The sequence below is a fragment of the Methanosarcina sp. WH1 genome, from assembly GCF_000970005.1.
In the GTDB taxonomy this organism is placed as follows: domain Archaea; phylum Halobacteriota; class Methanosarcinia; order Methanosarcinales; family Methanosarcinaceae; genus Methanosarcina.
On the sequence record NZ_CP009504.1, the window covers coordinates 3,850,367 to 3,863,050 of the forward strand.

The window sequence follows — 12,684 nt, forward strand, 5'->3', positions numbered from 1 at the left end:
ATAGAAAAACTAAAAAAACAGGAAATTCAAACAAAAACGAATTAAAATTCCCGCGTTAACTAAAAAACGCGGGTTTTTTTCTATTTTTAAAAAGAGTTTAAATTAATAGCTTTCAGTTTATTCGAGATATGCTATTAAAACGAGTTATACATGTTTCATTCCATCTTCTTGAGCGCAAGTTCGATGGCGTCTACAAGGCTGCTTTTTGGGATAATGGTTGTGACCGGAATGTTCAGGATTTTTTCAACTGTCGGGCTTACTATAGGAGCACAAACCAGGGCTTTTGCCCCATCCCTTTCAGCATTAACGGCTGCGATTATGGCTTCTTCCATTGAGGTCGCAGAATATTCCCTTATTGTGACCAGCCTGCCAGCGATTTTTTTCTTCGTTTCCACGATGTTGTCAAGTACCGATCGGGCTGCGATTACAGCGATAAATTCTCCACTATCTGACTCCTTGATATCACGGATCGTTTTTACAATCTGACGGAGGGTTTTGATGTTAGGGTCACGGTTACCCGATAGGATCTTATAGAGGGTACTGGGGGGGATGTTTGCTTTTTTCGCAAAATCCACAGCAGTCAGGTTAAGGTCCTCCTTAATTACAGCAGAAAGTGTTTTTTGAAACACTTCATCGGACTCGAATGCGGATTTTATGACCTTATCTGCAACGTTCATTAAAATTCAACCTCGGATCCTGTAAAAATGTTCAATGAGTAGAAAGGACTTACGTTTTACAGGAGTTTCGTTCCTGAATGAGAAATATCTCCAGAGGTATTAATACATTTGGGATATAATGGAAAGGCATTTGAGAAAATATATATAGCAAACTTCGAAGAATATTAACGCGTAAGAGACTGCTATTTATTTTCACGAGAATTGTTCTTTCAAACAAAAAATGAAAGAACGGGAGGAGGGGAAGGGAAAAGATGGCTTTTTTAACAAATTTGTAAAAAGCCAACAAAAAAGCGGTGTAAAAACCTTCAGTTTTTCCCGAAGAAAACCCGATCCCAGTAGACCTTATTTAGCAGGTGAAATCTATTAGTGTTATTAGTGTTAGAAGAGGCAATTATTGAGGTGAAGTTTTGAGAAAATCAAGCATACTTATCCTTGCTTTACTGCTGGTCGTATCGATCTTTGTATCCGGTTGTGTATCCGAAGATACAGATGAAAACGTAACTAAAGAAGCCCCTGCAATTACTCAACTGAACATCGGCTACCAACCTAGTACCCATCAGCTGGCATACATGACAGCTGCGGAAAAAGGTTGGTGGGTAGAAGACCTTGCACCTTATGAAATTAAGGAAATTAAAGACTACGAATTCCCTACAGGCGCACCCGAAATGCAGGCTATGATGGCTGGGGATCTGGACATTGCCTATGTTGGAGCAGCCCCTGTGATTACAGCCCTCAGCCAGGGTCTTGACGCAAAAATTATTGCCCCTGTTCAGATCCAGGGTTCAAACCTTGTCCTCAGACCAGAATACGAATACAACAGCCCTGCCGATTTAAAAGGGCTAAAAATTGCCACCTTCCCTACAGGTACAATCCAGGACACCCTCCTCAGGGAATGGCTCAAGCAAAACGGACTTGACCCTGAAAAAGACGTAACAATCATAGGAATGGGCCCGGGAGATGCTATTACCGCCATATCAGCCAAACAGGTCGCAGCCGTGTTCCTGCCGCACCCTGCCCCCGCAACCATTGAAAGTCAAGGCAACGGGCGCTCCATTGTGGCGTCGGGAGAAATGCAGGCAAACCATGCCTGCTGTGTGCTCATAGCAAGTGGAAAAATGATCAGGGAACACCCCGATATCGTGGAACAGGTTGTAAAGACCCATATTAAGGCAACAGAATACAACAAGGCCAACCTGGATGAAGCTGCTCAGATCTTTTCAAACAAGACCACCCAGGACATCGAAACTGTAAAGCTGTCTCTTAAGGAATGGGACGGAACCTGGATTACAGACCCTGCAATGATTGAAAACTCAACTCTCGAATATGCCAGGATCCAGTATGAACTCGGGTATATCCAGAAGCCTCTGACAAAGGAAGAAACTTTTGACACTAGCTTTTACGAAGCAGCCATAAAAGAGGAATAAAAAAGAATGTTAAAATAAATTTTTAAATCAGTTCAACTGCCCCGGTTGCAAGAAGGGGCAGTTTGAACCCAAATTTGTTCTAAAAAATGGGAAAACGCCGGAAAGATAAAAAACTAAGAATCCTTTTAATAAACATGAAAATTAATTTCATAAAAACAATTGAAGAAAAAGGCATTGAAGCATTATCTCTTATATTCATAGTTGCCATATGGCAACTTATAGCGGATAAGATCGTACAGAACAAATTGCTTCTACCGAGTTTTTATGATGTAGTAATCGCTTTTTTCGTGATTGTCAAAAACGGGCTAATTTATACGGATACCCTGACAAGTTTACTTCACTTTTCAATTGGCATTGCTGCTGCATTTCTCCTCGGAATTCCTCTGGGAATAGTCATGGGATGGTTCAAAGCAGCAAACAGGGCACTCGATCCTATAATAGAAATCCTGCGTCCGATTCCCCCTCTTGCCTGGATCCCCTTTGCAATAGTATGGTTCGGGCTTACCCATCAGGCAGCAGGTTTTGTTGTGTTTGCAGGAATGATCTTTCCTATTATCATCAATACATATACAGGTTTCAAAAATGTACCACGGGTTTATGTTGAAGCAGCAAAGGTTCTCGGTTGTAACCGGAACATAGACCTCATCCGCTATATTGCGATTCCCTCAGCCATGCCCTCAATTGCAGCAGGAATCAGGATTGCAATGGGTGTGGGCTGGATGTGCCTTGTAGCTGCGGAGATGTTCGGAGTCAGCAACAGAGGGCTTGGCTACCAGATCTGGCACAATTACTACCTGCACAAGATGGACTTTGTACTCGTCTATATGCTCCTGCTGGGGTTCATAGGTCTTCTAATAGACCGCTTCTTCAGATACTACGTGGATGAAAAAATGCTAAGATGGAAGTCAGGGACTGTGGTATAAAATGAGTATAGTAAGTGTAAAAAACGTTTCGCGTGTCTTCACCAAAAAAGAAGATGAGTCCGGGACTGAAGCTTTGCATAATATAAGCTTTGATGTACAGGATGGAGAGTTTATCTGCCTCCTCGGACCTTCGGGCTGTGGGAAAACAACGCTGCTCCGGATAGCTGCAGGACTAGAGACCATGACCTCAGGAGAAATCACACTCAATGGAGTCCCCATAAAAGGCCCTGACCCCAAAAGAGGCATGGTTTTCCAGCAGTATTCCCTCTTTCCCTGGAGGACCGTTATAGACAACATCACCTTTGGGCTGGAAATGCAGGGAATAAAAAAGAGCGAAGCCCGGAAACAGGTAGAAAAGCACCTGGAACTTGTTGGTCTGAGGCAGTTCAAAAATAGCTACCCTCACGAGCTCTCAGGCGGTATGCAGCAAAGAGCAGCCATTGCAAGAGCCCTTGCCAACGAACCGGAGGTCCTCCTTATGGATGAACCCTTCGGGGCCCTTGATGCCCAGACTCGAAATGTACTCCAGGATGAACTTCTGAAAATATGGGAACAGAAACATGTAACATTCCTTTTTGTAACGCACAGCGTGGACGAAGCTGTCGTCCTCTCTGACAGGATAGTGGTCATGACTTCAAGACCGGGAAGGATAAAGGAGATTGTAAAAGTAGAACTCCCACGCCCACGAAGCCGCACAAGTCCGGAAGTAAACAGTTTAAGGGATCATGTCCTCAAACTTTTGGAAGAGGAACGGTTCAGCAAATGAATTGTTAAAAAAGTGCAGTTATAGAAAGAGAAGTTATAGAAAGAGAAGTTATAGAAAAAGGAAATTATCGAAGAAAGGAGCCCTTGAAGGAAAAAAGAGGAAGCTGTTAAAGAGGAAGCTGTTAAAGAGGAAGCTGCTGAAGAGGAAGCTGCTGAAGAGGAAGCTGCTGAAGAGGAAGCTGTTAAAGAGGAAGCTGTTAAAGAGGAAGCTGCTGAAGAGAAAGCTGTTAAAGAGGAAGCTGCTGAAGGAATTTACTGAAAAAAGTGCAAATAAGTCACGAAAGAACCGAAAATCATTGTTCGGCACGAATTATTACTTTTGTTAGCGGCTCTACTCTTTTCACGGCAACCTTTCCCACAAGCTCAAGAGTACCACCCGCTTTCACTGAACCGAGATAGCAGCCAGGCCTTGCACGGATGTCCCCCTCACAGGTTGCAATATTTGCCCTTGCTCCATCAAGAAGAACAAGTTCGGAAACCGTTTCTATACTTCCCAGAATTTTTGCTGCAGCACAGACAAGGGCACTTTCGGCTTTTACATTGCCCTGAATGATCGAACCTTTCCCGAGTTCAAGCCTGCCCGATACGGTAAGACTTTTCCAGAACTTCACGTCCTGCCCAACAATAACATTGCCATCCAGCATAAGGTCCTCTTCAAGAAAAACCCTTTTTTCAATCACGTAAGTGTTGGATCGGGGGTGGTACTTGATAAAGCGCATCACTATAAATCACTCCAGGTTACTGTCCCCTGCTATCGATAGAAGAAAGCCGCAAACAAATGGTTTTAAGGTATCTGTAAAAACTTTGCCAATTGGATTTCAAAGTATGATTGAACATCTATTATATAATAGCATCGAACGTTCACTAGCAGAAGCCTCAACAAAAGGATTGGTGAAGGCTAATGTATACACAAAAGAACTAAACCAGAAAAAACCAGACTGAAAAAAAAGAGATTCCGGCAAATTCTAGAAACCGGAAATTCGTGAAAATATCTGAAATTAACAGTAAAAAGACTGAAAAATGAAAGACTGAAAAATGAAAGACTGAAAAATGATTTATTTATGATTTTTCAGTCCCGTTTTCTTATTTTAAACTGTCCTGCTTACTCAACAAGGCTGGCAAAACCGTATTTGGGGAGTACCCTTTCGATTTTAATTCTGACCTCATCGCCGACCTTGGTGCCCGGGACAAAGATTACAAAGCCATCTATGCGGGCAATGCCATCTCCCTGACGGGCGAGATCTTGAATAGTAACATCGTAGACTTCGCCTTCTTCAACAGGAACAGGGCTACTTTCTTCTCTGAACATTAAAAATCATTCCTTTAATTTAGTAAAATTTAGCGTAACCGAGTAGTTTTTCCGGCCGCATTTACTCGACAACGCTTGCAAATGCAAATTTTGGAAGTACTCTTTCGACCTTGATGCGAACTTCATCGCCGACCTTGGTGCCCGGGACAAAAATTACAAAGCCCTCTATTCGAGCAATGCCGTCTCCCTGACGAGCAATATCCTGAATTGTAACATCGTAAACCTCGCCCTCTTCGACAGGGACTGAGCGACTTTCTTCTCTGAACATGAAAACCATTCCTTAATTACTTGAGTTAATTTTTAGTTTAATTAAATTGATTATCTTACCCACACTTACTCGACAACACTTGCAAATGCAAACTTGGGAAGAACCCTTTCGACCTTAATCTGGACTTCGTCACCAACACTGGTGTTAGGGACAAAGACTACAAAACCCTCAATACGAGCAATGCCGTCTCCCTGGCGAGCGATATCCTGAATTGTAACATCATAAACTTCGCCCTCTTCGACAGGGACTGAGCGACTTTCTTCTCTGAACATTAAAATCATTCCTTTAATTTTTACTTTAATTAGAACTTAACTTAATTAACTAATTTCTCAACCCAAACTTACTCGACAACGCTTGCAAATGCAAATTTCGAAAGTACTCTTTCGACCTTAATCTGGACTTCGTCGCCAACACTTGTATTCGGGACAAAAACTACAAAGCCTTCGATACGGGCAATGCCGTCTCCCTGGCGAGCAATATCCTGAATAGTTACGTCGTAAGTTTCGCCCTCTTCAACGGGCACAGAAATACGTTCTTCTCTAAACATTAGATTCATTCCTTTAACTTCTATTAATCAACTTATGAAAGCTCCATCGATAAAACAGAAAAGAGTAAAAACAGTACTTAACAAGCCAAACTTGAAAAACCAAATTCAGGAAGTACACATTCTACTTAATCTATTACGGTGAACTAATCCCCAATAGAGCTTAAGATAAGTCAATTGATGGTCATACTCATATCCGCTTGTATATAATATTTTGCTTTAATGCACCCAAAAAAGAAAAATAAAGAAGTTAAGAAATGACCTGAAACTCAATTTCCAGAATTCAGGATTTTTACTTCAAATTTAGATTCTGAAAAACTATATTAAGTGCCTTCGTGGGCGCAACCTATAAATATTTGAAAATACATTGTGAGAGTCGCTCATTGAATGAGAATTACAATGCGTGGGCTCGTAGCTTAGTCAGGCAGAGCGATGGACTCTTAATCCATAGGCCGGGGGTTCAAATCCCTTCGAGCCCGCTGATCTCATTAATCTCTTTTTACAGCCTCTTTAGCGTTATATCAATTTCAAAAATCCTTTTCAAAAACCGTTTTCAAACCCAAAATCCTTTTCAAAACCGTTTTCAAACCCAAAATCCTTTTCAAAAACGTTTTCAAACCCAAAATCCTTTTCAAAAACCGTTTTCAAACCCAAAATCCTTTTCAAAAACGTTTTCAAACCCAAAATCCTTTTCAAAAACGTTTTCAAACCCTTATCTGACTCTTTAATTTCACCTATCTCACCTCAGGTTATTCAGATAACTCACCTAAGGAGTATTTCTGAGGTTTTAAGCAGCATCTGATGAAAAACCTTATCCCTATGCTCTCCTAAGCATTGTACAGCTCTAACAGCTCCTAGGCGACTTTAAAAGAACCCACCGGATCTGAAAGAGAGAAATATGAGTTGAAGAAAGAAGTTATCAACCAGAAAAGACAAAATTCGAAATCAAAAAAGAAAAACATTGGAGTGCAACCCTGATGCCAAAAGTAAGTGTTGAAATCCCTCAGGAGCTCCTTGATGACCTCAACAGGCATGTGGGAGATAACAAAAAATTCGTCAGCCAGTCTGATGCTATCCGAACTTCCATTCGTAAAATGCTGGACATGATGGACGACATAGATAGAAGGCGTGGAAGGCTTAATGAGTAAACCACTGTTGGTTAATGAACAAATTCATAAGCTTCAAAAGACAGAAAAGTATGAAAAAACATGATAAAAACATAAATTTAACCAGAAACCTTATCAAACCGGAAAACCACCGGAAAAGACCACCCCTTTATTTCTACTGTGTTTTGATATCAGAGGACTAATATAGTGAGTTTTCACTGCCCAGCAGAGTTTCTACTGGAGATAAAAATGGGGGTTGACCTGGATATAGTTAAGAGAATTTTCTAAATATCCAGGGTTGAAATTTCTGGTTGAATCATTAAAAAAATGGTTTAAGGGTTAACAACTTTCCCTGAAATCCCTAATACCCTGCGCAACGTTCGAAAGCAGAATAAAAGTTATCTTCTGGTTGGGCCAAGCACCCAGACCGCAGTCAGGACCCACATACTTAATCAAGCTGCCAAACCGCCTGTATGCTAGCTTCAGCCTTTTTGCAATGACAGCCGGGGTTTCCAGTTGCGTAACGATTTCAGGAAGATACTGCTGATCCTTCCAGATGTTGGTAGAGTATTTCTCGTTCAGGACTCCTGCCAGGGAGTAGATATCTGTTCTTGCAATTCCGAGCCTCAGGAAAGAATCCGTGTCTTCAAGCATTTTTTTGTCAATAAGCTCCAGATAGGAAGGCGTGCCCGCAGACTCCACCCCTATCACATTGATTGTAGGAGTCTGGCAGGCAAAATTATAGTAAAGGGCAGAATGAAGATGAATTTCCACATCAGCCCCCCACTTACTCGCTGCCCTGGAAGCTTCGGTTAGGGCAGAGATGATATCGTTCTCATCAAATGAAAGTTCAGGGTTCAGCCCTATGCTTGGCTCGTCAATAGAAACTGTTGTAATCTTGAAATGTTTTGCAGATTTCATTGAGTTCCGGACGAATTTGTTTACACTTTTTGCAAAAAGAGAATATATGTCCGTATACTGTGTACCCCCAAATTCCTTCAGGTAAAGTTCAGTTGGGCCGGTTACACAGATCCGGACCTTTAAAGTTTCCCCGAATTTTTCTTTATAGGCTTTTGCAACCGTTTCTATAGCCTCAAGCTCTTCAATCCTTGCGCACTCCAGTTTTACCTCAAAGGGGCTTTCAGTGCAGTCAGAGTCCCGGATAACCTTCAGGAATTGTTCATTCATGTCCTGGTACTGAGGATAAGTGGGGACCTCTACACCTGCATCTATTTTCTGCTGAAAAGCATCATTGATTACCGTAAAGAGTTTCTCATCTTCTGTTCTCGTTTTAAAGGCGTTTTGCACCCATTCTTTACTGACTCCTTCGGGTAAGGGATAGCTTCCGATATCGTCAAAAATGATTTCTTGCATGCTCTCTTAGTATACCTTTAAGAATTTATCATTATTGGGAAGACAGTAAAATTATAAAAAAGTAGAGAAGAAAACTTGGAGAATTTTCTCGCACGTCTCCCATCGTTTCCCCAAGTTACTCCTGACTTTTCATTTCTGCATTAAATGTATTGATGCCTTTTGCCGTATTCTCAAGCAGCCTGAAAGCAAGTTCCTGATCCGGCCAATATGCCAGCCCACAGTCCGGACTTGCATATTTGATACGGTCCCCGAGAATGTAAGAAGCTTTTTCAAGCCGCTTTTTAATGATTTCAGGCGTTTCCATATCAGTAATAATTTTTTGCATGTACTCTTTTTCCTTCCAGGCATTGACCCCATAGGTCTCGTTAACCATACCGATAAGGCTGGAAATATCAGTCCTCGAGACCCCAAGCCTTATGTAAGTATTCGAGTCTTCCAGGACTTTTTTATCCATGAGGTCTATGTAAGAGGGAGTTGCAGCATACTCAAACCCAATAACATTGATAGGGGTCTCACAAACAAGTTTATACTTTAATGGAGAGTGCAGATGGATCTCCATATCTGCCCCCTGTTTTCGCGCGTAGGTAGAAGCCAGAGTAAGGGTAGAGATGATATCAGAGTCAGAAAACTGGATTCTGTCATTCATTCCAAGACTGGGTTCGTCAAGAGAAATAACTCTGATTTTGAAATTTTTCGCAACTTTAAATGCCTGCTTGATGAAATTCTCGATATCCAGTGCCATGACATGGTATGCATCTGAAAAAGCAGTAGCTCCGAAAGCCTGAAGGTACAGGTCCGTAGGACCGGCAACGCAAACCCTCACTCCCAGGGTCTCTCCTGTTTCTTTCCTGTATTGCTTTGCAACCTCGTCAATAATCTCCAGCTCAAGAATTTTTGCGTTTTCCTCTTTGACCACATAAGGCTCATAACAGTTCTTTTCATCTTTGATTATTTCCAGAAACTGTCCGATCATATCCCTGAACTGCGGATAAGTAGGAACGTGTACTCCAATATCGATTTTTCTCTGGAAAGTCTCCCTTACCAGAGAAAAAAGTTTTTCATCCTCGTCCCGGTTTTCAGCTGCAGCTTTCACCCATTCCCTGGTGAGACCCTCGGGTGTGGGAAGGCTGCCTCCGTCGATAAAAGTGATATCCTGCATATGTGCTATGTAAGACAGATCGGGTATTATAAGTATTGGAATTACCCCGGGTAATAAATTAAAAAGTGATCGATGCTGAAGATACTGAAATTTTTTTGATTAAAGAATAGATGCTGAGGTATCTTAAATAAAGTAAGGCTTTATTGGGGAATAAATAGATTGACAAGGCATTAACTGATCTAAAATAGATATGTATTACACCCTTAGAGGCTGTCTGAATATTTATTTCGCCTCTCGATGATGTGGAGTTCTTTTAAGACACTCAGGTATTTCGTAATCCTGCCCTTCTCAAGCTCTTTATCGTTCATTATCTCTCCCAACCTGGTATTTCCCTTTGCAACGGAATTTATGATCGAGTAATATATCTGATCGAGTAATATATCCTGGGCTCGGTGAACTCCTGCTGGAGCACGAACATCGTATCATGATAAAGAAAAGTATTCTTTTGCAAAATTCGACCCTTTATGTTTTCCAGAAGGGGTTTTCTGTAATCAAATTCCAAAAGATACGCAGGTGTTCCTCCCAGCACCGCATAAGTAAGGACCTTCTCCTCCGCCTTCAGCTGTGGAAAAAACTCACAGACCTCCCTGAACTTCAGGGGCTCAAGCAGGATCTGTTCTGTCCTCCTGCCGTAAAGAGGAGATTTATATCCGAGCAGAGATTCCATCATGACAATAGAAGAACCGCAGAGCACGAAAAAAGCTTTTTTTACTGAAATAACGGTCACAGTACTCCTGAAGAATACTTTAAAATATATTAAAGAAAAAGTAGTGTAAAAATTAAAGTAATCAATGCCTCTTCCTGTACTTCGCGAGGACTTCACTATTTGCCTCAAAAGCTTTTTCCTCAATGTAACCCTTTTCCAGGGTCCATTCAAAAAAGCTCTGGAGAACTTTTGCAGCTGTCCCGATGAATTTTTTACCTCCTCCTACCTCAACCACGTAGTCATCAAGGAAATCCTTAATTCCGGCGGGACTGAGATGTTCGGGACCAAAAACATCAAAGTAATTTTTGTCTTCAGGCAGGGCGGTACAAAGAGCCCTGTCTTCATCTGACAGGTAATCCTCCGCACTGAGTTCCAAGAATTCCTCGTAAAGAAGAATCACATCTTCACAGTCCATGAAGACATCAGGCTTTAAACAGGCTTCCTGTTCACTCAAGAATGTCCGAAAAGCTTCATTTATTGTGATCATACTTATCGCTGCAATGGTATTTTGTTGAATACTATCAGTTTGCTATAAAAGATCTTATATTTTTCTAAAGATGGAAGGAAATAGAATATTTTCATTACTATTTTCCTTTTTTCCTGTTTCTGTTATATCTTCATTACATCTGCTTTTATCGTTTTTCACATTGATTCCGGAGCACCTATTCCAAGGGTATCAAGAGAGTTTGCAAGGACAATCTTTGCACAGTCCACAAGGGCAAGCCTTGAAGCCCTGACCTTCTCATCCTCGGCTGCGATAACCGGGACAAAACGGTAGAACTGGTTAAATGCGTCGGCAAGTTCGCGGGCATAGATAGCAAGGACGTGAGGCTTGAGTTCGCGGGCTCCAAAGTCGATTACACTGTCAAACATTGCCATTTTCTTGATGAGATCGATTTCGCTGTCCTCGACAAGAAGAGAGGGGTCTATTTCCATGGAAGAGTCCCAGGCTGCTTCCTCTTTTGCTTTCTCAAGGATGCTGCAGGCACGGGCATGGGAATACTGGATATAGGGAGCACCCTGTTTCTCAAAATCCAGAGCTTCTTTCCAGTTGAAAACTGTGGATTTTTCGGGGGAGACCCTAACTATATCGTATCTTACTGCCCCTATTCCGACCATTTCTGCAACCTGCTTCTTGAACTCGGCTGAGGTTTCGGGGCGACGAGTTTCAACCTGCTCGAAGGCAGCTTCAGTAACCCTGTCAAAGAGGTCATCTGCACTTATGAACTGACCGCGGCGAGTGCTCATTGAGCCTTCAGGGAGAGAGACAAACTCAAAAATAACGACCTCAGGTTCCTTGATTCCTATAGAATTCAGTGTAGCCCTGAGTTGGCCGGAAATAAGTTTGTGGTCGGCTCCGAAAACGTCGATTATTCGGTCTGCCTGCCCGGCTTTCCATTCGTGGTAGGCAAGGTCGCGGGTTGTGTAGAGAGAGGTGCCGTTTGAGCGCTGGATAACAAGGGTCTTTTTAAACCCGTAATCAGAAAGGTCAACCACAAGGGCTCCTTTATCCATCTTTGTCCTGCCGGTAGCCTTGATGCGCTCGACTATATCGTGTACTGCCCCGGATTTGAGGAAAAGCGACTCACTTACGAATTTATCATGAACAACATTTAAGCGGAGGAGAGTTTCCTTAATCCCGGCAACAGCCAGGGAAACTGCCTTATCAAAACGTTCAATAGTCCTGACATCCCCGGCTTCAATATTTTCCATAAGGGCATCGATTTCCTTTACATCCTCAGGGTTTTTGTCCAATTTGGCATTGGCTTTGATATACACGTCAGCAATTGCAGCATCAGACTTTCTGGAAAGGTCAAGTTCAAAGCGTTCGCAAGCCCAGGAGACCACTGCAATCTGGCGCCCCATATCGTTAACATAGTACTGGACCTCGACATCGTATCCTGCGCGCCTGAGGATGCGGGCAAGAGTATCTCCTATAATCGAGTTGCGGATATGTCCTACATGAAGAGGACCATTCGGGTTTGCCGAAGTGTGCTCAAGGAGAATTCTGTCCTTTGGTGCCCCACAGCCAAATTTTTCTTTTTCTACCCGGACCGCATTTACGGTTCTGTCCAGGTAGTGCCTGCCTGCAAAGAAGTTAATGTAAGGACCTGCGGCACTTACTTCTCCTATATATGAGTCTTCAGGAATTTCAATTGCAGAAACGATACGGGATGCAAGATCTTTTGGGTTTTGCTTGTGAATGCCTGCAAGCCTGAAGGCGGCTCTGCTCGCAAGGTCAGCATGGGAAGAGGTTTCGAATTGAAGTTCAGAATCCTCAACCTCAAACCCGACCTTTCGGATAGCTTCTTTTAAGATTGATGTAGCCTGAGCTTTGAGTTCCAGGAACAAGATAAATCACCTATATAAATCACCGTAAAAAACTAAAAATCCTTAATGTAATCCTCATGTGATAGATTTAATCTGTC

The 12,684-nt window shown here is 42.3% G+C and carries 16 protein-coding genes and 1 tRNA gene; 6 read left to right on the plus strand and 11 right to left on the minus strand.

Annotation, left to right across the window (positions count from 1 at the left end; translation table 11 throughout):
- Positions 1-155: 155 nt before the first annotated feature.
- Positions 156-677 (minus strand): helix-turn-helix domain-containing protein, encoded by a 522-nt coding sequence (locus tag MSWH1_RS16990; protein ID WP_048130075.1) that lies wholly within the window; start codon positions 675-677, stop codon positions 156-158.
- Positions 678-1,084: 407 nt separating this feature from the next.
- Here MSWH1_RS16990 and MSWH1_RS16995 point away from each other — a divergent pair, with 407 nt between their 5' ends.
- The 4 genes from MSWH1_RS16995 (at position 1,085) to MSWH1_RS17010 (ending at position 4,115) form a co-directional block, all read left to right on the plus strand.
- The gene (locus tag MSWH1_RS16995; RefSeq protein WP_048130076.1) at positions 1,085-2,101 is read left to right on the plus strand and encodes an ABC transporter substrate-binding protein; all 1,017 of its coding nucleotides are present in this window, start codon (positions 1,085-1,087) and stop codon (positions 2,099-2,101) included.
- A gap of 134 nt (positions 2,102-2,235) precedes the next feature.
- Positions 2,236-3,024 carry an ABC transporter permease gene (locus MSWH1_RS17000; RefSeq protein ID WP_048130747.1) on the plus strand — a complete coding sequence of 263 codons (789 nt, stop codon included), beginning with the start codon at positions 2,236-2,238 and terminating at the stop codon, positions 3,022-3,024.
- Position 3,025: 1 nt separating this feature from the next.
- On the plus strand, positions 3,026-3,790 hold the full coding sequence (locus tag MSWH1_RS17005; RefSeq protein ID WP_048130077.1) for an ABC transporter ATP-binding protein: 765 nt from the start codon (positions 3,026-3,028) through the stop codon (positions 3,788-3,790).
- A complete protein-coding gene (locus MSWH1_RS17010; protein WP_156148230.1) occupies positions 3,750-4,115 on the plus strand; it encodes a hypothetical protein in 366 nt (121 codons plus the stop codon). Before MSWH1_RS17005 ends, MSWH1_RS17010 begins: the two co-directional genes overlap by 41 nt.
- Here the strand turns inward: MSWH1_RS17010 and MSWH1_RS17015 are convergent.
- The 5 genes from MSWH1_RS17015 to MSWH1_RS17040 all read right to left on the minus strand — a co-directional run bounded on the left by MSWH1_RS17015 (position 4,083) and on the right by MSWH1_RS17040 (position 5,913).
- Positions 4,083-4,508: a polymer-forming cytoskeletal protein gene (locus MSWH1_RS17015; protein WP_048130079.1), complete on the minus strand. Its 426-nt coding sequence runs from the start codon at positions 4,506-4,508 to the stop codon at positions 4,083-4,085. The genes MSWH1_RS17010 and MSWH1_RS17015 overlap by 33 nt on opposite strands.
- A 383-nt stretch (positions 4,509-4,891) precedes the next feature.
- Positions 4,892-5,098: a TRAM domain-containing protein gene (locus MSWH1_RS17025; RefSeq protein ID WP_048130081.1), complete on the minus strand. Its 207-nt coding sequence runs from the start codon at positions 5,096-5,098 to the stop codon at positions 4,892-4,894.
- 61 nt (positions 5,099-5,159) lie between these two features.
- Positions 5,160-5,366, minus strand: coding sequence for a TRAM domain-containing protein (locus tag MSWH1_RS17030; protein ID WP_011033303.1), 207 nt, complete (start codon positions 5,364-5,366; stop codon positions 5,160-5,162).
- Between the two features lie 65 nt (positions 5,367-5,431).
- Positions 5,432-5,638: a TRAM domain-containing protein gene (locus MSWH1_RS17035; protein ID WP_048130082.1), complete on the minus strand. Its 207-nt coding sequence runs from the start codon at positions 5,636-5,638 to the stop codon at positions 5,432-5,434.
- Between the two features lie 68 nt (positions 5,639-5,706).
- Positions 5,707-5,913: a TRAM domain-containing protein gene (locus tag MSWH1_RS17040; protein WP_048130083.1), complete on the minus strand. Its 207-nt coding sequence runs from the start codon at positions 5,911-5,913 to the stop codon at positions 5,707-5,709.
- A 402-nt stretch (positions 5,914-6,315) separates the two neighbouring features.
- On the opposite strand from MSWH1_RS17040, the gene MSWH1_RS17045 reads away from it, so the two are divergent.
- Both MSWH1_RS17045 and MSWH1_RS17050 read left to right on the plus strand, forming a co-directional pair.
- Positions 6,316-6,389: transfer RNA gene (locus MSWH1_RS17045), tRNA-Lys, on the plus strand.
- Between the two features lie 498 nt (positions 6,390-6,887).
- Entirely contained in the window at positions 6,888-7,058 is a 171-nt protein-coding gene (locus MSWH1_RS17050) for a CopG family transcriptional regulator (RefSeq protein WP_048128601.1), read from the plus strand.
- Positions 7,059-7,355: 297 nt separating this feature from the next.
- Here MSWH1_RS17050 and MSWH1_RS17055 read toward each other — a convergent pair whose 3' ends face one another.
- The 5 genes from MSWH1_RS17055 to argS form a co-directional block, all read right to left on the minus strand.
- Entirely contained in the window at positions 7,356-8,390 is a 1,035-nt protein-coding gene (locus MSWH1_RS17055; protein ID WP_048130084.1) for a methionine synthase, read from the minus strand.
- A gap of 115 nt (positions 8,391-8,505) precedes the next feature.
- Positions 8,506-9,549, minus strand: a complete 1,044-nt coding sequence (locus tag MSWH1_RS17060; protein WP_048130085.1) for a methionine synthase — start codon at positions 9,547-9,549, stop codon at positions 8,506-8,508.
- A 346-nt stretch (positions 9,550-9,895) separates the two neighbouring features.
- Positions 9,896-10,372: an ATP-binding protein gene (locus MSWH1_RS17065; RefSeq protein ID WP_255350474.1), complete on the minus strand. Its 477-nt coding sequence runs from the start codon at positions 10,370-10,372 to the stop codon at positions 9,896-9,898.
- The gene (locus tag MSWH1_RS17070; protein WP_048130087.1) at positions 10,338-10,742 is read right to left on the minus strand and encodes a hypothetical protein; all 405 of its coding nucleotides are present in this window, start codon (positions 10,740-10,742) and stop codon (positions 10,338-10,340) included. Before MSWH1_RS17070 ends, MSWH1_RS17065 begins: the two co-directional genes overlap by 35 nt.
- Positions 10,743-10,897: 155 nt before the next feature.
- Positions 10,898-12,607 (minus strand): arginine--tRNA ligase, encoded by a 1,710-nt coding sequence (gene argS, locus MSWH1_RS17075; RefSeq protein ID WP_048130088.1) that lies wholly within the window; start codon positions 12,605-12,607, stop codon positions 10,898-10,900.
- Positions 12,608-12,684 lie beyond the last annotated feature (77 nt).

What these genes read in the sequence shown, in the direction of transcription:
- MSWH1_RS16990 (WP_048130075.1), bottom strand. Translation starts at nt 677, where the DNA reads ATGAACGTTGCAGATAAGGTCATAAAATCCGCATTCGAGTCCGATGAA.
- MSWH1_RS17000 (WP_048130747.1), top strand. Translation starts at nt 2,236, where the DNA reads ATGAAAATTAATTTCATAAAAACAATTGAAGAAAAAGGCATTGAAGCA.
- MSWH1_RS17005 (WP_048130077.1), top strand. Translation starts at nt 3,026, where the DNA reads ATGAGTATAGTAAGTGTAAAAAACGTTTCGCGTGTCTTCACCAAAAAA.
- MSWH1_RS17010 (WP_156148230.1), top strand. Translation starts at nt 3,750, where the DNA reads ATGTCCTCAAACTTTTGGAAGAGGAACGGTTCAGCAAATGAATTGTTA.
- MSWH1_RS17015 (WP_048130079.1), bottom strand. Translation starts at nt 4,508, where the DNA reads ATGCGCTTTATCAAGTACCACCCCCGATCCAACACTTACGTGATTGAA.
- MSWH1_RS17025 (WP_048130081.1), bottom strand. Translation starts at nt 5,098, where the DNA reads ATGTTCAGAGAAGAAAGTAGCCCTGTTCCTGTTGAAGAAGGCGAAGTC.
- MSWH1_RS17030 (WP_011033303.1), bottom strand. Translation starts at nt 5,366, where the DNA reads ATGTTCAGAGAAGAAAGTCGCTCAGTCCCTGTCGAAGAGGGCGAGGTT.
- MSWH1_RS17035 (WP_048130082.1), bottom strand. Translation starts at nt 5,638, where the DNA reads ATGTTCAGAGAAGAAAGTCGCTCAGTCCCTGTCGAAGAGGGCGAAGTT.
- MSWH1_RS17040 (WP_048130083.1), bottom strand. Translation starts at nt 5,913, where the DNA reads ATGTTTAGAGAAGAACGTATTTCTGTGCCCGTTGAAGAGGGCGAAACT.
- MSWH1_RS17050 (WP_048128601.1), top strand. Translation starts at nt 6,888, where the DNA reads ATGCCAAAAGTAAGTGTTGAAATCCCTCAGGAGCTCCTTGATGACCTC.
- MSWH1_RS17055 (WP_048130084.1), bottom strand. Translation starts at nt 8,390, where the DNA reads ATGCAAGAAATCATTTTTGACGATATCGGAAGCTATCCCTTACCCGAA.
- MSWH1_RS17060 (WP_048130085.1), bottom strand. Translation starts at nt 9,549, where the DNA reads ATGCAGGATATCACTTTTATCGACGGAGGCAGCCTTCCCACACCCGAG.
- MSWH1_RS17070 (WP_048130087.1), bottom strand. Translation starts at nt 10,742, where the DNA reads ATGATCACAATAAATGAAGCTTTTCGGACATTCTTGAGTGAACAGGAA.